Source organism: Porphyromonas sp. COT-290 OH860 (genome assembly GCF_000768935.1).
Classification (GTDB): domain Bacteria; phylum Bacteroidota; class Bacteroidia; order Bacteroidales; family Porphyromonadaceae; genus Porphyromonas.
This window is the reverse complement of sequence record NZ_JRAR01000032.1, coordinates 21954-41787: the sequence shown is the minus strand read 5'-3', so window position 1 is coordinate 41787 and position 19834 is coordinate 21954. Positions and strand designations below refer to the sequence as shown.

Annotated in this window: 10 protein-coding genes; 5 read left to right on the top strand and 5 right to left on the bottom strand. The window is 51.9% G+C overall.

The window, feature by feature from the left end; translation table 11 throughout:
- Window positions 1–368 precede the first annotated feature (368 nt).
- Entirely contained in the window at window positions 369–2579 is a 2211-nt protein-coding gene (locus HQ41_RS03425) for a TonB-dependent siderophore receptor (RefSeq protein ID WP_081964742.1), read from the top strand.
- Between the two features lie 256 nt (window positions 2580–2835).
- Here the strand turns inward: HQ41_RS03425 and HQ41_RS03420 are convergent, their stop codons facing one another.
- Both HQ41_RS03420 and HQ41_RS03415 read right to left on the bottom strand, forming a co-directional pair.
- A complete protein-coding gene (locus HQ41_RS03420; protein ID WP_044187941.1) occupies window positions 2836–5862 on the bottom strand; it encodes a hypothetical protein in 3027 nt (1008 codons plus the stop codon).
- A gap of 5 nt (window positions 5863–5867) precedes the next feature.
- A complete protein-coding gene (locus tag HQ41_RS03415; protein ID WP_081964741.1) occupies window positions 5868–8993 on the bottom strand; it encodes a hypothetical protein in 3126 nt (1041 codons plus the stop codon).
- A 927-nt stretch (window positions 8994–9920) separates the two neighbouring features.
- Here HQ41_RS03415 and HQ41_RS03410 point away from each other — a divergent pair.
- The 4 genes from HQ41_RS03410 to proS all read left to right on the top strand — a co-directional run bounded on the left by HQ41_RS03410 (window position 9921) and on the right by proS (window position 15160).
- Window positions 9921–10985 (top strand): agmatine deiminase family protein, encoded by a 1065-nt coding sequence (locus HQ41_RS03410; RefSeq protein WP_044187939.1) that lies wholly within the window; start codon window positions 9921–9923, stop codon window positions 10983–10985.
- The gene (locus tag HQ41_RS03405; protein ID WP_044187937.1) at window positions 10982–11854 is read left to right on the top strand and encodes a carbon-nitrogen hydrolase; all 873 of its coding nucleotides are present in this window, start codon (window positions 10982–10984) and stop codon (window positions 11852–11854) included. The genes HQ41_RS03410 and HQ41_RS03405 overlap by 4 nt, the downstream gene beginning before the upstream one ends.
- A 202-nt stretch (window positions 11855–12056) precedes the next feature.
- Window positions 12057–13478 carry an aspartate ammonia-lyase gene (locus HQ41_RS03400; RefSeq protein WP_044187935.1) on the top strand — a complete coding sequence of 474 codons (1422 nt, stop codon included), beginning with the start codon at window positions 12057–12059 and terminating at the stop codon, window positions 13476–13478.
- A gap of 203 nt (window positions 13479–13681) precedes the next feature.
- The gene (gene proS / locus HQ41_RS03395; RefSeq protein WP_044187932.1) at window positions 13682–15160 is read left to right on the top strand and encodes a proline--tRNA ligase; all 1479 of its coding nucleotides are present in this window, start codon (window positions 13682–13684) and stop codon (window positions 15158–15160) included.
- Between the two features lie 63 nt (window positions 15161–15223).
- Here proS and HQ41_RS03390 read toward each other — a convergent pair whose 3' ends face one another.
- Genes HQ41_RS03390 through metG form a run of 3 tightly spaced genes read right to left on the bottom strand, consistent with a single transcriptional unit; the run spans window position 15224 to window position 19473 of the window.
- Window positions 15224–16249: a Gfo/Idh/MocA family protein gene (locus HQ41_RS03390; protein WP_044187930.1), complete on the bottom strand. Its 1026-nt coding sequence runs from the start codon at window positions 16247–16249 to the stop codon at window positions 15224–15226.
- 16 nt (window positions 16250–16265) lie between these two features.
- Window positions 16266–17408 (bottom strand): DegT/DnrJ/EryC1/StrS aminotransferase family protein, encoded by a 1143-nt coding sequence (locus HQ41_RS03385; protein ID WP_044187927.1) that lies wholly within the window; start codon window positions 17406–17408, stop codon window positions 16266–16268.
- A 25-nt stretch (window positions 17409–17433) separates the two neighbouring features.
- Entirely contained in the window at window positions 17434–19473 is a 2040-nt protein-coding gene (metG, locus tag HQ41_RS03380; RefSeq protein WP_044187926.1) for a methionine--tRNA ligase, read from the bottom strand.
- Between the last annotated feature and the right edge of the window lie 361 nt (window positions 19474–19834).

The following is a 19834-nucleotide window of genomic DNA, read 5'->3' as shown; positions in this document are numbered from 1 at the left end:
TTGGATTAGTGGACACATTGCTAAGTATTAGCCCACCAATCCGAAAAAGTCTTCCCATCAATTTGCTCAAAAGTCGCCTCAGACGCCCAAAAACTCTCTGCCCTTCGCCCCGATTTAAGCCAAATTTGCATACATTTTTTAACACAAAAGAAGCAAAGTCGCATCCTAGATCTCTCGAGTTTTGTAGCGACGCTATGGGCTGCGTCAACGCTCCTCGTGCGGAACGAATACGCAAGACCTATCAATTTTCAATGCAGCGGGCTACGTTGCTACTGGAGAAGATTAGCTAGTTGATAGTCAAGCAGGCAGATTGTTTTAACTTTGTGGCCCACACAGCGATGAATTAACCAAACTTATTTGCTAACGAAATGACTACAAAACATCAACTCACTGCTATCGGGGTCGCCCTAATGGCTCTAACCCCTCTGCCCTCTTTTGGACAGAGCGACACCCATAGCATCAAGCTCGACGAACTACTCGTACAAGCTCCTCCCCCCAGCCCACTGGCCGAAGCATGGAAGGCAGGGCGCATCAGCATTGACCCTAAAGAACTCTCCCTCTATCAGCCTCAGACTACGGCTGACCTGCTTGGCAGTTCGGGACGTGTCTACATACAGAAAAGTCAGCAGGGCGGCGGCAGCCCGATGATCAGAGGATTTGCCACCAATAGGCTGCTCTACTCGGTCGATGGGGTGCGTATGAATACGGCGATCTACCGCTCGGGCAATATCCACAATGTGATCTCCCTCGATCCTCTAGCCATGGAGCAGGCACAGGTACTCTTCGGCTCTGGTTCTGTACTCTATGGTAGCGATGCCATCGGCGGTGTCATGGACTTTCGGACTCTATCTCCCAAACTCAGTGGTCGCCACCCCATCAGCATATCGGGATCCACTTCGGCCCGATACGCCTCTGCCAATAACGAACGTACGGGGCACTTCGACTTCCAGATCAGCTTGCGCCGATGGGCTTTCCTAACGAGCATCAGCAACTTCGAGTTCGGCGATCTCAAGCAAGGGAGCTACGGCCCAGAGGATTACCTCAAGCCCTTCGTCGTGCGCCGAGCGGATCACAAAGCGGATCTCGTACTCGACAACCCCGACCCACGGGTACAGACCCCCTCAGCCTACAGCCAGAGCAACATTATGCAGAAGATTCTGTACAAGCCCTCCGATGCTTGGCAAATGGAGTACGCCTTTCATCTCTCAGAGAGCTCGCCCTATGGTCGCTACGACCGCCACAACCGTCTGCGTAAAGGATTACCTCGCTACGCAGAGTGGAGCTATGGCCCGCAGAAGTGGATGATGAATCTACTTCACTTGAGCCACACAAACTCTAGCATCCTCTACGACCAAATCGACCTACGCCTAGCCCTGCAAAACTTCGAGGAGAGCCGCATCGACCGAACTCTCAATAAGCCTATCCGAAGCACCCAAACCGAGCAGGTAAACGCCTATTCGCTCAATCTGGACTTGAAGAAGACGACAGCCAAAGCCGTATGGAACTACGGTGTGGAGTATGTGCTAGATCGGGTTAAGTCTATGGGAGAGGCCTACGACATCGAGAAGAAAACAAGTGAGCGCAGTGCCTCTCGCTACCCTCAAGCCTCGTGGCACTCGGCAGGGGCGTATCTGCAAGGGGCGTGGACGCTCGCCAAGGGAACTGAGGCCTATGCAGGGGCGAGATACAACCTCTATCGGATAGATGCTAACTTCACTAACCCGGGCTTTGCGCTGGCTTTCGATGCGCATCAGACCAATCAGGCGGGTTCGCTCTCGGGCAATCTCGGGCTCAACTATCAGCCCACCCAATTCCTCACATTCAATCTCAACCTATCGAGAGGCTTCCGTGCGCCTAACGTAGACGATATGGGCAAGATCTTCGACTCGGTGGATCAGTCCGTCGTGGTACCCAATCCTACGCTCAAACCAGAGTACGCCCACGGGATTGATGTGACGGCTAGAGGGCGTTTCTCTTGGGGTGAGGTCGAGCTATCGGGTTTCTACACGCATCTGACCAATGCTCTGGTGCGTCGCCCCTTTCGCCTCCCCTCTGGCGAGGAAGAAGTAATGTACAAGGGAGAGCTAAGCCGAGTGCTAGCGATACAGAATGCCGCCTTTGCGGAGGTCTATGGAGCTTATCTACTGGTGAGGACGAAGGAGTTCTCGGGGCTATCAGCCTTCGCCGAAGTGAACTATCAGCGAGGCAGAGAGGAGCTAGACGACCGAACCTCCTCGCCTCTGCGCCACGCAGCACCGCTCTTCGCCCGTGCGGGTCTGGACTTCTCGACCAAATCTCTACGCATCTGCCTAGAGAGCCGTATGCAAGCCGAGCGCAAGCACACCGATCTACCTCTCGATGAGCGTGGAAAAACCGAGATCTACGCCAAAGATGAGGCTGGACGCACCTATTCGCCAGCTTGGCTCGTCCTCAACCTGCGTAGCCATTACCAAATATCTAGACGCTGGGCGGTAACGGCTGCCATAGAGAACATCACAGACCGCCGCTATCGCCCATACAGCTCTGGAATCTCGGGTGCAGGCCGTTCGCTCGTCCTCTCCACGACGCACAGATTCTAGGCATCAATCAGCCCAAAAGCAAAGATTGTGTTTCGTCTAACGCCATTTTTTGAAAGGAAAAAGCATCGTGTTGCACCTCATACTGGGTGCAACAGCACGTATTATTGGGTGCATCTGCACCCAATAATACGTGCTTTGATAAGGTTTTTAACCTTGACCTTTCGACAAATCTAGAATTAAAACAAAGCGAAGGGGCTGTGGCAAGATTAGATTCTGCCACAGCCCCTTCGCTTTATTTTGAGGGTGTCTACTAAGTCTAGTGGATCAGCAGGCGTCCGCTTTTCTTGATCTCTACACTCTCTGCCGTATAGATGTACGCACCAGCAGGTAGCTTAGAGGTGTCGAGGTGGCTCGTTGCTCTAGGAGATAGCTCGCTTCGCATCACTTCACGCCCCTGAATGTCGTAGATGTGTAGGACTATAGGGCGGGTCAGACCGCCGAAAGAGAGCGCAATCTGCTCGCCTTGGCGGATTAGGTGGCGGCGAAGCACGAAGTCTTTGGCCATCATCTCTACCTCCTGCGCATTGGTTGGGTCGGTATAGGGCGGTACAGTAGCCTTACCAATGATCATACCCTTCACCGTCTTGGTATCGCTACCTTGAGGAGTGGTAACCGTGAGTGTGACATCGTAGGTCGTATTAGGTGCAATGCGGATCTTAGGATTGCGTGCATGCGGATCGCTCACGTGTAGCGGAGCAGGGCTAAAGCTCCAGCTCCACTGGGCATCTTCTTGATTGACGATAGAGTAGCTGTCCAGCTCAACCTCATTGGTCGTAGCAAACTCTCCTGTACCACTATTGAGAATAATAGGCTGAGCGACGGGGCGGAAGTGAGGATCTACCAGTGGACGCTCCCAAATACCATTGCTTGAGGCTAGGCGCAGTACACCCTTCTTATAGAATGGCAATAGCTTATTGATCGACAGCCCATAAGGCAAGCCATCGGAGAGGTCTACCCAGCCCTTGGTTGTGTCATCTCGGTAGGCGATGCGGCTACGTAGCTGTAGATTGATCGCATTGTAGGGGCGGATAGCTCCGACTATTGCGTAGGCAGCGTTCTTCTCGTTACCCGTGAGGAAGATGTATCTGAAGAAGAAATCATTCCTAAACAAGTCGTGGTCGAACTTAGCCTCTCGACCTATTTCCTCCCACGTCAGCCCTGCGTCCTTGGTGCGCCAAACGCTCTGATTGTTGTAGCAAGAGATCCAGAACTCCTGCTCGTTGCGTGGGTGCATGGCGACGAAACTATCGTGGATATTGCTTAGCTCCTCGGGGGCTGTGGTTACCTTGGCAAATGTTTTGCCACCATCGACCGACTGGTAGAGGCCAAGACTCGTGCAGACAACCATACGATCAGGATTAACTCTAGAGATACCGATTGAGGAGATCGGAGCCTCGAAGGTGTAGAGCTGCGTATAACTCTCACCATCGTCGATGGTCTTCCAGAGGTAACGTAGTTCGTTACCACCGTCCTGAACGTTGTAGAAACATTTGGCATAGCGAGGGTCGAAAGTCAGACCAATACCAAATTGGGAGCTTTCGTAAGGGTATTTACCGATATTGCCGAAGGGGACGAAGTCTTTCTTCCAGTCGTCGGGAACAATGACGTTTTCGGTATCGGAGAAGAGCGCCTTGCGTGGATTGCTCAGTAGGAGATGCCCTGTAGCCTGTTCACTGCCACCCAGACTGATACTGATACCATCGTAGCTATCCATCTGCGCCATATTGCCATTGTGGAAGCGTCCGCCGACCATAACATCTTCATTCCAGCCTTGGTCGAAGCCCCAAAATTCGCAGGCATAGATGCCTCGGATGCGAGGTTCGGCATGATTTTGGAAGAAGTCGGAGGAGTAAATAATCCCTCCATCAGTCGAGAGCCAAGTATCATTACCCACGATGTGCATATCTTGTTGGTCGGAGTGTAGCTCAAACTGACCATAGTATCCGCCCTTATTCTGCACGGTTCTCCCGCCATCGGGGGAAAAATAGGTGTGCATCAGACCGAAGAAAACCCATTCGGGGTTGTGTGGCGAGGCGAGGCAAGTCAGATCATAGTAGCCTTGTCCGCCATTCTTGTCGCCATGCTCGAGCTTATCGGCCACCTCCCTATTCATGACAAAAGATGCACCCGAGTCCGTACTCTTAAAGAGTAGTGGCCTACCGATGAAAAACTCCTCTGGGTGACTGAGGTATCGTCCCTCGGTCGCCCAGACGTAGACATAGGCTCGTCCTAGCTCGGAGTAAGAGATGCCGATGCGCCCTGCGAGGATTGGTGCACCTAAATCTTTGCGCGAGAAGGTTGCTCCGCCGTCTAGGCTCGTATAGAATGCTACTGAGCCCGGGCGCCCTGCGAGGGCATAGATCCGCTCGGCGCCATACTGAAATTTGATGTCATAGCACTGCGTCTGCAAGACCTTGCGCCACGTCAGCCCAGAGTCTTCGGTTCGATACAGCCCTCTCGAGGTGCCAACGAGTATGAGTTTGTCATTATCTGGGTGGAAAACCACGTCACGAACCAGCTCATTGTGTTGCTTCTCTGGTGTGATATCCTGCCAATTTGCCCCACCGTCTGTGGTCAGCCAAACATATCCACCCGAACCAATGACCACTTTCTCTGAGGTCTGATAGGACACTTCTACGCTATTGACCTCTCCGCCGAAGTAGTGATTGGGGCTACACGGACGCCAATGCTCACCCTTGTCGTCGGTGCGGAAGATCATACCCGTCTCTGAGCCTGCATAGAGTGTATTGGGCGAGCTACGAGCTACTCCGAGGCGGTGGATATTAGCCTGCCAAGGTGTTACTTTCTTAGTGCTGTGACTGTAGGTAATCAGTGGGGCAAGGATCTGCCACTTGTTGCCATCGAGCGAGGCGGCTCTGAGGCCACTGCCCTCTCGAGCAGCGAGGCGATTGATGCGGCTGACCTCAGCCTTGTAGTCATGCCCTAGGGGCAGACGAATAATCCCCTTGGCATCGGCATACGCTCGGTAATGCTCCTCCCAGCGCTGCATGAAGCGAATAAGGGGTTTGGTGTGAGGCGTCTTGCGCTGATACTGTGGGTTGGCTCGCCTAAACTCAAGCCACTGGGCTCGCACTTGATTGTAGTCCACCCCGTCTGGCGAGAGTAACTGAGCCATCCACTCGGGCGCACCATGCGGGAGCCCCTCGGGAATAAAGGTACGATAGGCCTCGCCCTCTCGATCACTCTGGGCGTAACTCCATGAGGCTAATGGGAGAGTAAGTAGGAACAGCAGGCTAGCAGCAAAATAATTCAAACGCAGCATATAAACTATTTGATGATGATACGACCATAATGCTTCTCCGATCGAGAAAGCAACGAATAGAGATAGACGCCGGGAGTAAGCCCCTCGGTCGTGAGGTGGTAGGTAGACGAACCTGCGGGTAGAGCCACATGCCGCAGCTCGTGTCCCTTGGCAGAGTGGAGAGTGAGCTTAGCGTCCTCACGCAAGTTGGTCAGCTCTACCCGAATAGTCTGGCCAGAGGTCTGTACCGTAGGATACAGCTTGATGCGCTGCTCGACCTCAGCTTCTGGATTGATGCCCGTTGGGTCACTAGGCTCTGGTGGTGTATAGCCCTCATCGGGGTTGGGGTGCTCCACGCCATCACGCACAACAAACATCTTCTTGACCGTCTTCGTATCGCTCCCCTGAGGCGTAGTAACTGTGAGCGTGACATCGTAGCTTGCATTGTAGCCGAAGACGACGATCGGATTGCGACTAGTGGGGTTGCTCACGCTCTTGGGCTTGGGGAAGAATGACCAACGCCAAGAGGCTTGGCTCTGATTGACGATCGAGTAGCTCTCCAGTTGTATGGGCATATCGGCCTTACCTGTGAGGTCGCCACTGCCCACATTGGTCGCCATAGGCTGAGCCACTGGTACAAAGTCGGGGCGATAGAGCGGAGCTTCCCAGATACCTTGGTCTGTTGCCATACGGAGTTTACCCTCCTTGTAGTATGGAAGTATGCGAGCGATACGAGAACCGGGGTTGATACCCTCGGAATAATCGATCCAGTCCTCTAGGCTATCGTCCTTATAGTAGACACGTGCACCTCTGCCCCCCGTAGCCACATAGATGCCGTTTCTCTCGTCACCCACGACGATGACAAACTGCAAGGGTTGGTCCCGTAGCACCGGCGAGAGGTCAGGCGTCCACGTATCGCCAGCATCGGTGCTATAGACGAGCTTATGTGGCTCGTTGGGATTGACGGCCCAGAGCTTCTTCTCATCACGTGGATGAATGGCAATCTGCGTGATGCCATTGGGGATTGTCTTCTCGGGGAAGGGGCGTGTCTTGGCCAGGGACCAGTTCTTGCCTCCGTCGATCGTGCGGTAGATGTCGTAAGCCCCCGAGATATAGAAGTAGTCGGGGTTGGAACGTGCGTAGGCGAAGTTGGCGATGTTCTCGCCGTCTAGTCCGTAGAGCATCGAGAAGCTGCGCCCCTCGTCGGTAGAGAGATAAACCTTGTCGCTAGGGCCACCCCACGAGGCATTGGTATCATCGATCGGATTGATCACGAGGCGTAGTGCATATCTAGGGTCGAAAGCGATAGTGCCATTAGTTTGTAGCACTTCGTAGGGTTTCTTGGAGAAGTACGTACCATAGTTCGCCAGATCAATCTGCCCCGTCATCTCTCGGGGCATCACCATACGCCCTGCATCCGAGAAATAGACCTTGTAGGGGTCACTAACCATCACGTGGCCCGTGGCCTGCTCCACACCACCTACGTATAGCGTATTGCCCTCTCCGTAGTTTGCTGCGTGTACGGCATCACCATTGTGCCAGCGTCCGCCTACCATCACGTCTTCGTTCCAGCCTTGGTCGAAGCCATGGTATTCGCTCGCATAGATGCCTTGATGTCTGATTTGACCGGGTGTGGCAAAGAAATCTGTCGAATACTTGATCCCTCCGTCCGTACTGATGTAGGTATCGTCGCCTGCGATAGCAATATCTTGTATATCTGGGTGCAAATTGCCCTGACGCTCGTAGCCACCTATCGCATTGGTGTGGACAGAGCCTGTGCCACCAGTCGTGGAGCGGTAGGCATTGCACAGCCCATAGATGACAAGCTCGGGATCCTTGTTTGAGACTCCGATCATCATATCGAAGTAGCCTTGCCCACCGTAGTCATTGTCAATAAATGGCGAGAAGGTATTGAAGCGTAGGTTACTTCCCCTTGTGGTTTGGTCGCTCCAAGTTAGCCCCGCATCCGTACTCTTGAGAATGTGGGGCAGTCCTCTTAAGTCACCCATAGCCTGAAGGGAGTGGGAAGTCACCTGTGCATTAACCAACGCATAAACATAGTTAGTCCCTGTGGGAGCTTCACTCACAGCCAATCTACCCGAACGAACCCCCTCCACAGGGAGTTGTCTCTGCTGAAAGGTCTGTCCGCCGTCCGTCGAGACGTAGAAGAAGAAAGGCTCTTTAGGGGCACGCTGTGCCAAGAGGTAGACCGTATTGGGGTCATCGGGCTTTAGCTCATGGTCGTGACAGAGCAAGTCCAGTGTCTTGAGCCACGAAGCCCCTGCATCATCGGATCGCCAAAAGCCACCAAAGCCCTGCTCTGCAGCGTGGGTAGCGATCGTGATCTGTCTGGGATTTTGGGGAGAGAAGCGAATGCTATTCACCCGAGCATTGATTTGGGTGAGCCTCGTCCAGCTCTTGCCTCCATCGGTACTCTTCCACAGAAAGGTCCCTGCCCCAACTAAAACAAGATTCTCATCTCTGGGGGATACAGCGATGGCGTAGATAGAGCCTCCAAAGTTGTGCGCTGCATCACAAGCCTGCCACTCCAACCCCTTGTTGTCAGAGCGGAAGACAACCCCAGTTTCCGTCCCAGAGTACACGACATTGTGGTTGGACGGTGCTACTGCAAGGCGAAAGACACAAACCTGAGAATCCTTTTCGCTGAGCTTACCTCTATTATTCTCGGCCGTCCTATTAGGCCCTATGTTGCGCCAAAGGGGCTGTCGGCGTTCTTCGGTAGCGATCGCTCTAAGGTGCTGACGAACTTGCCTATTCTGTAGCTCAACCTTCTGGGCATAATCCTCTTGTTGGGGCAAAACGATACGACCCTCGGCATTAACAAAATCTCTGTATGCCTTAGCCCACCGTCTGTAAAAATTGACGGCAGGCTTACGCTCGAGAGTCTTGACACGTGCATCAATGTCCTTGGCGCACCAATCTCTGAAGAGGGAATCCATCTTGAAGTAATTGACCCCAGACGGATTGAGCTCGATCTCTCGCAGCCACTCGGGGGAGCCTGATGGGAGTGGTTCGGGGACGTACGGATCGAAATAGAGCTGTGTTTCTTGCCCCGAGAGCAAACTAGCGGAGTGGAGCAATAGGCTAAAGAAAAAAACTTTTCTAAACGTAAAAATATTCCTCAAATACATAATTATCAAATATCTAGCCCCAAAGGTACGGAAAATCTGCCGAATGAATCCCAAAGCGATCAGGACCTTGCATCGGCAGCTCCTCCCAATAGCAACGCTGCGGGGTATGTTGAAATAATAGGTCTTGCGTATTCGTTCCGTCCAAGGGGTGGTGACGCAGCCCGTAGCGTCGCTACAAAACTCGAGAGATTTGGGATGCGACTTTGCTTCTTTTGTGTTAAAAAATGTATGCAAATTTGGCTTAAATCGGGGCGAAGGGCAGAGAGTTTTTGGGCGCTTGAGGCGACTTTTGAGCAAATTAATGGGAAGACTTTTTCGGATTGGTGGGCTAATACTTAGCAATGTGTCCACTAATCCGAGAAGATTGATGGGAAGAAATCCTCAAAAAAGCGACATGAAAGTACAAAATTAGCCAGATGAGTGTTTTATATATCTGGTTATTAATTGTTTGTAAAACCCTCGTTTTAGGCGGTTATTTTCACTCGGCTGGAGGTGGAGTGCCCAAACGAGGTCGGACGCCGTCTAGAGCCAGCTAGAGGCCAAATACGAGGCCTAATGCTTTCTCGGCTACGGCTAATGCTTTGCTCCACCAACATGCTGAAATGTGACCCAAAATCTAAACGAACAGTTAAATAGTGTAGCCCCAACTTCGTACGAGTCCTCGACAATGCGCTAGATGGTGCATCATCTAGCCCAATCAATCTACGGCATAAGCTACGTAGCATAACCTGTTTTTTCCTCGGGATCGGCCGCGACACGCCCAATAGTCGAGAAATTGGTGGGCAGCTATGCCAATCAGTAAGGGCATTGGCGAAATCCGTAGGGAGCAAATGGCACACGCAACACGGCCTTTTGTACATGATGACACGCCCTACACTTTGGTTTGCTTATCTTTGTTCCTAAATAACTTTAAGACAATTAGACCATATGGAGGCTAAACTAACCTTGATTCCCGAATGGGAACCACAGGATTTGGTTCTGATCACTTGGCCACACGCCGAGAGCGATTGGGCAGATATGCTCGACGAGGTAGAGGCGTGCTATAGAGAGATGGCACGTGCTATCCTGCGCTTCGAGGATTTGCTGATCCTTGCTCATGACGAAAACTACGTCAAGCAGATATTCGAGGGCGAGCACTTCGAGCATCGCCTGCGTATCCTAGAGATGCCAAGCAACGATACTTGGTGCCGCGACTATGCACCACTGGCCTTTAGGGTCAGCTCGGACGAAGGAACATTCAAAGCCATTGCAGACTTTACTTTCAACGGCTGGGGTATGAAGTTTGCCGCCAACAAGGACAACTTGATCAGCCGCTGCTTGTACCTCTCTCGTGTCTTCGCCGACGACGTCTCGATGATGAATCGTCTGATGTGCGTATTAGAGGGAGGCGGTGTAGAGAGCGATGGGCAGGGGACAATCCTCTCTACCTATGGCTGTATCTACGAGCCTAACCGCAATGCAGGCTTCGACGAGGAGGAGCTCTCTGGCTTGCTAGCCGAGGTGCTGGGAGCCGAGCGACTCATCATGCTGCGCAACGGCGAGCTAGAGGGCGACGACACCGACGGACATATTGACACACTGGCACGCTTCGTTACCCCAGATACGATTGCCTACGTCAAGTGCCTCGACCCTCGGGACGGCCACTATCATGCACTCGAGCGTATGGAGCAGGAGCTACTGGCTCTACGCACGACATCGGGAGAGCCATACAAACTCATTCCCCTACCCTTACCTAAAGCAATCTACGACGAAGACGGACATCGCCTGCCCGCAACGTATGCCAACTTCCTATTCGTCAATGGCGGATTGCTTGTGCCTACCTACGGCCAAGACTACGATAACGAAGTACTCAAAGCTCTAGGCGAGGCGCTACCAGATCGCCAAATCGTCGGGGTAGACTGCCAAGCGCTTATTCGCCAGCACGGTAGCCTGCACTGCGCTACGATGCAGATACCAGAGGGTTTCATCAATCAAAATAAATGGGAACTATGAAAGTCGGACTAATTCAACAGGCCAATACGGCCGACCACGTACACAATAAGAAGAGACTCGGCGAACGAATCCGAGAGGTTGCCGCCCAAGGGGCAGAGCTCATCGTCCTACAAGAACTACACAACGGTCTATACTTCTGCCAAACGGAAGATGTACAGATCTTCGATCAAGCGGAGCCAATCCCCGGACCTAGCACGGAGGAATTCGGTCAGCTAGCCCGTGAGCTAGGCGTAGTCATCGTGCTGTCGCTCTTTGAGCGCAGAGCCGCAGGGCTGTACCACAATACAGCGGTGGTGCTCGAGCGGGACGGATCTATCGCAGGCAAATACCGCAAGATGCATATCCCCGATGACCCTGCATACTACGAGAAGTTCTACTTCACACCGGGGGACTTAGGCTTCGAGCCTATCCAAACCTCTGTGGGGCGTCTAGGCGTTTTGGTCTGCTGGGATCAGTGGTACCCCGAGGCAGCACGCCTGATGGCTATGCGTGGGGCAGAGCTACTCATCTACCCTACCGCTATCGGCTGGGAGAGTAGCGATGTACCCGAGGAGCAAAGCCGACAGAGCGATGCATGGCAGCTCGTACAGCGTGGACACGCTGTGGCTAATGGCTTACCAGTCGTAACGGTCAATCGTGTCGGGGTGGAGGAAGACCCCTCTGGGCAGACCAATGGTATTCGATTCTGGGGGCGTAGCTTCGTCGCTGGGCCTCAAGGCGAATTGATGGCCGAATTGGGGCGCGAAGAGGAAGTTCGTGTGGTGGACATTGACCTAGAGCGATGCGAGCGAGTAAGAAGATGGTGGCCGTTCTTTAGAGATCGTAGAATTGATGAATTTGACGGATTGACCAAGCGCTTCTTGGTTTAAGTGTCAAATTGTAGCTTTTCTAAATTCAAATCAAAACTATTTACGCTTTTCTATTTATAATAAAACCCGACAAAAAATTCGGGTTTTATTATATCACGCAAAAAACAAGGTAGTTAATTAGGATATTCCGATTTAAGTGCTACCTTTGCTGTGCAATCAATCGTAAAATAGTTGTAATAGCTAGTATTATTCGATTATCAACATGGAACAAACTTTCCGTATCGAGAGCGATTTGCTCGGCGAACGCCAAATATCTAACGCACATCTCTATGGAGTGCAAACCCTTAGAGGCATCGAAAACTTCCAGATCAGTAAGTTTCTTTTATCCGACTACCCACTTTTTATTCAAGGCTTAGCGCAGACTAAGGCAGCAGCAGCAGAGGCGAACCATCGTCTAGGCCGTCTGACCGATGCACAGTACCAAGGCATTGTGCAGGCTTGCCGTGAGATCCTAGACGGTCAGTGGCATAGCGACTTCCCAGTAGATATGATACAAGGGGGGGCTGGTACGACAACTAATATGAACGCCAACGAGGTGATCTGCAACAGAGCATTGCAGATCATGGGACACAAGGCAGGGGAGTTTCAGTACCTCTCGCCCAACGACCACGTCAATGGTTCTCAGTCTACCAACGACGCCTACCCAACAGCCATACACCTAGGGCTCTACGCCACACATCAGCTCCTCAAGAAACACCTGCAGCAGCTCATCGACTCCCTCAGAGCCAAGAGCGAGCAGATGAAGCACGTCCTCAAGATGGGACGCACACAGCTCCAAGACGCAGTGCCCATGACGCTAGGGCAGACCTTCGGCGGCTTCGCCTCTATCCTAGAGCACGAGTTACATCATCTAGACTATGCAGCCGAGCAGTTCCTAACCGTTAATATGGGTGCTACAGCTATCGGTACAGGTATCTGTGCCGAGCCAGAATATGCGGGCTACTGCATCGAGGCGATGCGCTCAATAACTGGTTGGGACATTAAGCTAGCCGATGACCTAGTAGGCGCAACGAGCGACACCAGCGAAATGATTGGATACAGCTCTGCAATGAAACGCCTAGCCGTTAAGGTGAATAAAATCTGTAACGATATACGTCTAATCTCGAGCGGCCCTCGCTGTGGTCTGGGAGAAATAAGTATCCCCGCCAAGCAACCGGGGTCATCTATTATGCCGGGTAAGGTCAATCCCGTAATCCCCGAAGTGATGAGCCAAGTGTGCTACAAGGTAATGGGCAACGACCTATGTGTAACCATGGCTGGTGATGCCGCCCAAATGGAGCTCAATGCTATGGAGCCGGTGATGGCACAGTGTTGCTTCGAATCGGCCGAGCTACTGATGAACGGCTTCGACACACTACGCATCCATTGTATCGACGGCATAGAGCCCAATGAAGAGATTTGCACAAACTACATCAAGAATAGTGTGGGCATCGTCACTGCACTCAACCCAATCATCGGGTACAAGCACTCTACTAAGATTGCCAAAGAAGCAATGGAAACAGGTCGAGGAGTCTATGACCTTGTGCTCGAACATGGCATCTTGACCAAGGAGGAGCTGGATACAATCCTCTCGCCAGAGAATATGATCCGCCCCGTACGTCTAGACATTCAGCCCAAGGGCTAGCGACAACCTCCCCGTGCCTGTGGGAGGCCTCTTAAGTTTTTTTTCATATCATTGTGTTATGTGTGAGCCCTTCGTAGTGATACGAGGGGCTTTCTTCGTCTGTTACAGCCATTATCATCGGAGCAAGTGGTGCTATTCACTTGGTTTCTTATTACCTTTGCAAGGTTTTAATTAAGAGTAAATAACAATCATAATATATTGCAATGGCAAAAGAACTCAAAGAATTAACCCCTCGCAGTGTAGACTACTCGCAGTGGTATCAGGATCTTGTGCTCAAGGCAGACCTAGCCGAGAGCTCAGCTGTGCGTGGCTGTATGGTTATCAAGCCCTATGGCTATGCGATTTGGGAGAAGATGCAACGTGTTCTGGACGATATGTTTAAGGAAACTGGTCACGTCAATGCCTACTTCCCGCTCTTCATTCCTAAGAGCTTCCTGAGCCGTGAGGCCGACCACGTAGAGGGCTTTGCCAAAGAATGTGCTGTCGTAACGCACTACCGCCTCAAGACTAACCCAGAGGGCGGCGTAGTCGTAGACCCAGAGGCTCGCCTAGAGGAGGAGCTAATCGTTCGCCCTACGAGCGAAACGATTATCTGGAATACCTATAAGAACTGGATCCAGAGCTACCGAGATCTACCCATTCTCTGCAACCAGTGGGCCAACGTCGTACGCTGGGAGATGCGTACACGCCTATTCTTGCGTACGGCCGAGTTCCTCTGGCAGGAGGGGCACACCGCTCACGCCACTAGAGAAGAAGCCGAAGAAGAGGCTGTGCGTATGCTACACGTCTACGAGAGATTTGCTCGTGACTATATGGCTATGCCCGTAGTTACTGGGGTTAAGAGCGCTAACGAACGCTTCGCTGGTGCGGTAGATACCTACACCATCGAGGCATTGATGCAGGACGGCAAGGCACTACAAAGCGGTACCTCGCACTTCCTTGGGCAAAACTTCGCCAAGGCATTCGATGTAACATTCGCAAGCAAAGAAGGTAATCAGGAGTATGTGTGGGCGACTTCGTGGGGCGTATCTACTCGTCTTATGGGAGCACTCATCATGTCACACTCAGACGACAACGGCCTTGTGCTACCTCCTAAGCTCGCTCCATATCAAGTCGTCATCGTACCTATCTACAAGGGTGAGGAGCAGCTTGCGGCAGTTTCGGCACGTGTAGAGGAGATTGTCGCAGGGCTCAAGGCTCGTGGCATCAGCGTCAAGTACGACGATAGTGACAATAAGAAACCCGGTTGGAAGTTTGCCGAATATGAACTCAAAGGAGTGCCCGTTCGTCTAACCCTCGGTGCTAGAGATCTAGAGCAAGGCACTATTGAGGTTGCCAGACGTGATACACTTACCAAAGAAACAATCGCTCTAGATGGCGTAGTAGATCACGTGGCGGATCTGCTGGATAAAATTCAGTCCAATATCTATCAGAAGGCACTCGACTACCGCACGACACATACGATCACGGTAGATAGCTACGAAGAGTTTAAGGAGAAAATTGAGCTCGGTGGCTTTATCTTGGCACATTGGGACGGAACACCCGAAACAGAAGAGCGTATCAAGGCCGAAACTAAGGCTACAATCCGCTGTATTCCTCTAGAGGGTGACAAGACTTCGGGGGTATGCATGGTAACGGGCAAGCCTAGCGCACAGAGAGTTCTTTTCGCTAGAGCCTACTAGTCCAACAAAAAATAAAAGTTATCCCCTAGATCTCTCTACTTGTAGGATCTAGGGGATAACTTTTTACTTGTGCTCGTAGATATTTTGGATCAAGTGTACCACAGCAAGTCCATCGTCTAGAGTGGTAATCTCTGCTGGCTCACCGAGCAAATCAGCCACTACGTTGGCGATGACGTGGTGGTGATTCTGCGCCGAACCGCTATACCCTCCGTACTGATTGCCCGCCGCGCTCTTCTCAAGTTGCGGCGTTTCCATACCACGAATAGCACAATGCTCCAAGCGATTGAGGTAAGGCCCCGAGATCTTGATCGTACCATGCTCGGCAAGAATGGTCATCGACACCTCCAGATTGCGGTCATAAACGGCAGTCGAATAGAAGAGCGTTCCCCGAGCTCCTCCCTCTGTGCGGAAGAGTACGGTACCCGTATCTTCAAAAGCTATTAGCCCTTCGTGGCTGTGATTGGCGAAGTGTGCCGACTCTACTTCGATTCGCCCCATCGTCCACGTCAGCAGATCCAAGAAATGCGAATACTGGGTATAGAGCGTACCACCATCAAGCTCGGCATCTCCATGCCAGCTATCAGGCGTATAGTAGCGCTCATCTCTATTCCACAGGCACTGCATCTGTATATTGTAGATCTGCCCGAGTACGCCTGAGGTCACAGTCTCCTTGAGCCAACGAGAGACGGGCGTATATCTATTCTGTAGCACACCATAGATGCGACAGTCATTCTGCTTGGCGAGCAGTCTAAGACGCTCGCCATCTTCTAGATTTAGCACGATAGGCTTCTCGATCAAGACGTGATGCCTCGAGCGGAGTACCGCCTCGGCAATCTCGGCGTGTAGCCCATTGGGCACACAGATGCAGGCAATATCAAACTCAATCCCCGAAGTAATCAGTTCGTCAACCGAACGGAAATAAGGCACGGAAGCATAGGTATCTTCGGCCAGAACCTCTCCCCTAGCCTTAACGTCGCACTGCGCCACCAGCTCGGCTCTAGAGTCAGCTGTAATCTTCTCACTATGTCTACGCCCGATGTGCCCACAGCCAATGACGGCAAAGCGGATAGGGCTGGTCAATTCTTTCATATCTATCCGACCTGTATCATCGTAGCAGGTCTTTGAGGTTGTCAATGATGTAGTTTATTTCTTCGTCCGTCATCAGAGGGAAAATCGGAAGCGAGAGCATACGACGGCTAATGTCTTCGCTTCGAGAGAGCGAACTGCGCACGAGGCTTCGCTTGCTATAGACCTCATACCAGTGCAAGGGCTTGGGATAATAGAGTCCACTAGCGACACCTCGCTCAATCAGACCAAGGCGAATGCGCTCTCGGTCTAAACTCTCATCCAGCAATAGCGTATATTGATGATAGGTGGGGCTGGCTCCTGCTTCGCACATCGACAGAGCTAGGCGTGCATCACCCCGAAGAGCTTCTGTGTAAATCTTAGCGGTCTGCTGCTGCATCTGCATAAACTCAGGCAGATGCTTGAGCTTAATCCTCAAAATCTCGGCTTGAATGGCATCTAGACGGCTATTCCTCCCAACCATGCGATAGTCGTACTTCTCGGCTTGTCCGTGCCGAGCAAGGCAACGTGCTCGCTCTGCCCAGAGCAGATTGTTCGTTACGATCGCACCACCATCGCCAGCACAGCCTAGAGGCTTAGTGGGGAAGAAGCTCGTGGTGCTGATGTCGCTTAGTAGTCCCATAGGCACAGATTGCCCAGAAACATCGGCAAAACCACCGAGTCCTTGGGCATTATCCTCGATCAGAACGAGATGATGCTCGTGGCAGAATGCTCTAAGTCGCACGGCATCAATCGGCAGGCCGTAGAGATTGACAGCCACAAGTGCTTTAGTCTTTGGACTAATTAAGCCCTCTAGTACGTTAGGGTCGATATTGTAGCACTGCCCTCCACCTTCTCCAGTAGCATCCGCCCATACGGGGATTAGCCCAAGGCGTACAGCGGCCTCGGCCGCTGCTACATAGTTGTGCGCAGGGATGATGACCTCATCGCTAGCCTCGAGCCCAATCGCCTCGTAGGCTAGCTCCAGAGCATCCGTTCCATTGGCACAGGAGATTACCGATTCGGCCGAGAGGCCAAGATACTCGGCTAGCTCCCTCTCGAAAGCCGATACAGATGCTCCACCAATATATTGCCCCGAGCCTAATACGTGCTGCACGGCAGCATCTAGCTCCTCTCGAAGGAACTGATACTGCCGTACAGGGTCTGCCATTGGGATCTTCATCACACTTTGGCTAATGGAGAGATGATTACTTGACTTGGCTACCGGGGGCAACGGCCTCGGCTGGTTGGATTACACGCAGACGACCATCGGCATCTTCTGCCGAGAGGATCATACCTTGGCTCTCGATGCCCTTGAGCTTACGAGGAGGTAAGTTGGCAATGAAACAAACCTGCTTACCTACTAGCTCCTCTGGTGCATAGTGCTGTGCAATGCCCGAAACAATCGTTCGTCCGCCCAAACCATCGTCAATGCGGAACTGCAGGAGCTTATCAGCCTTAGGTACCTTGGTGCACTCTAGTACCGTTCCTACACGAATATCCAGCTTGAGGAAATCCTCGAAAGCAATATCCTCTGCCACAGGCGCAGCCTTACGATTAGCCGCTTCATTGGCAGCCTTGCTGTCTTGTAGCTTCTTGATTTGATACTCGATGGCTTCGTCCTCGATCTTGTCGAAGAGGAGCTCGGGCTGAGCGAGCTGATGCCCGACGGGTAGTAGATCAATTGAGCCGATCTGCTCCCAACCGAAGGCCTCACTCTGGAGCATACCAAGTAGCTTAGCCGAACTCATGGGCAAGAATGGCTCGAAGACAATCGCCAAATTGGCCGTGATCTGCAAGGATAAATTAAGTATTGTAGCCACACGGTCCATATCCGTCTTGGCCAGCTTCCAAGGCTCTGTATCGGCTAGGTACTTATTACCAATACGCGCAAGGTTCATGGCCTCCTTGAGTGCCTCGCGGAAGTGATAATGCTCCAACTCTCGCTCTACGCATGTCTTGATGTCTACAAACTCTGCGATAGTCGCATGGTCATAGTCTATCAGTTCGCCACGAGCTGGCACCCGGCCGTCGAAATACTTATGCGTAAGCACGAGGGCACGATTGACGAAGTTGCCATACACGGCCACAAGCTCATTATTGTTACGGGCTTGGAAATCCTTCCAAGTAAAGTCATTGTCCTTAGTTTCTGGAGCATTAGCCGTAAGGACATAGCGAAGCACATCTTGCTTGCCGGGGAACTCCTCTAAGTACTCGTGCAACCAAACAGCCCAGTTGCGGCTTGTGGAGATCTTATCCCCCTCAAGGTTAAGAAACTCATTGGCAGGTACATTCTCGGGCAGGATATACGAACCCTCAGCACGTAGCATAGCAGGAAAGACAATGCAGTGGAAGACGATATTGTCCTTACCTATGAAGTGTACGAGCTTAGTTGAGTCGTCCTTCCACCACGTTTCCCACGTGTCGGGGAGTAGCTCCTTGGTATTGGAGATATAGCCGATCGGTGCATCGAACCATACATAGAGCACTTTGCCCTCTGCACCCTCTACGGGTACAGGAATACCCCAGTCGAGGTCACGGCTCACAGCACGAGGCTGCAATCCCATATCAAGCCAACTCTTGCACTGACCATAGACATTGCTCTTCCACTCTTTATGCCCCTCTAGAATCCACTCACGCAGAGCCGCCTCGTGCTTGTCGAGTGGCAGATACCAGTGCTTCGTTTCTTTGAGTACAGGAGCCGAGCCGCTAATAGCACTCTTCGGATTCTTGAGATCTGTAGCCGAAAGCGAAGTACCGCAAGCCTCACACTGGTCGCCGTATGCTCCCTCACTAGAGCAATGTGGACAAGTCCCCGTGATGTAGCGGTCGGCGAGGAACTGCTTAGCCTCCTCATCGTAGTATTGCATTGAGGTCTGCTCAATGAACTCTCCCTTGTCGTAGAGCTTGCGGAAGAAATCCGAAGCCAGCTCTCGATGCGTCTGGCTCGTCGTACGGCTATATATATCGAAGGTAATACCGAGATCCTCAAACGACTTCTTAATAATGTTGTGGTAGCGATCTACGACGTCCTGTGGCGTTACACCCTCTTTCTGCGCCTTGATGGCAATGGGTACACCATGCTCGTCGCTACCCCCAATCATCAGCACCTCCTCGCCCTTGAGGCGTAGGTAGCGGGCATAGATATCGGCAGGAATATACACACCAGCCAGATGCCCAATATGGACGGGTCCGTTAGCGTAGGGCAAAGCGGTTGTAATTAGTGTTCGCTTGAATGTCTTACTCATATCTTATTGAAGTTTTATTCTTTTGCTCGCAAAGGTACTAAAAAGCGACCTCTCCTTAGGCAATGAATGCTTTGCAACAATGTATAGGTGGATTTGGCGTGTATAAATCTCAGAATATATACACCGCTATACACAATCTTACACAAGAAAGATAGTCATAATCACTCCCCTAGCCTATCCCTGTGCATAGCGATCAAATCCGTAAACCAATTCTACACGTTGTCGAATATGTGCAGAGCTTTTCAGTCTCTTTTGGTGTATAGCTTAGACTAAAAATCATCTATCCAATTATTATACTATTACTTACTGCTGTGGGTAGATTGGCGATAATTCTGCGGATAAAACGATGATCTTCTGTTGG

Excerpts from the sequence above, each read along its gene's own strand:
- HQ41_RS03425 (WP_081964742.1), top strand. The coding sequence starts at position 369 with ATGACTACAAAACATCAACTCACTGCTATCGGGGTCGCCCTAATGGCT.
- HQ41_RS03420 (WP_044187941.1), bottom strand. The coding sequence starts at position 5,862 with ATGCTGCGTTTGAATTATTTTGCTGCTAGCCTGCTGTTCCTACTTACT.
- HQ41_RS03415 (WP_081964741.1), bottom strand. The coding sequence starts at position 8,993 with ATGTATTTGAGGAATATTTTTACGTTTAGAAAAGTTTTTTTCTTTAGC.
- HQ41_RS03410 (WP_044187939.1), top strand. The coding sequence starts at position 9,921 with ATGGAGGCTAAACTAACCTTGATTCCCGAATGGGAACCACAGGATTTG.
- HQ41_RS03405 (WP_044187937.1), top strand. The coding sequence starts at position 10,982 with ATGAAAGTCGGACTAATTCAACAGGCCAATACGGCCGACCACGTACAC.
- HQ41_RS03400 (WP_044187935.1), top strand. The coding sequence starts at position 12,057 with ATGGAACAAACTTTCCGTATCGAGAGCGATTTGCTCGGCGAACGCCAA.
- proS (WP_044187932.1), top strand. The coding sequence starts at position 13,682 with ATGGCAAAAGAACTCAAAGAATTAACCCCTCGCAGTGTAGACTACTCG.
- HQ41_RS03390 (WP_044187930.1), bottom strand. The coding sequence starts at position 16,249 with ATGAAAGAATTGACCAGCCCTATCCGCTTTGCCGTCATTGGCTGTGGG.
- HQ41_RS03385 (WP_044187927.1), bottom strand. The coding sequence starts at position 17,408 with ATGAAGATCCCAATGGCAGACCCTGTACGGCAGTATCAGTTCCTTCGA.
- metG (WP_044187926.1), bottom strand. The coding sequence starts at position 19,473 with ATGAGTAAGACATTCAAGCGAACACTAATTACAACCGCTTTGCCCTAC.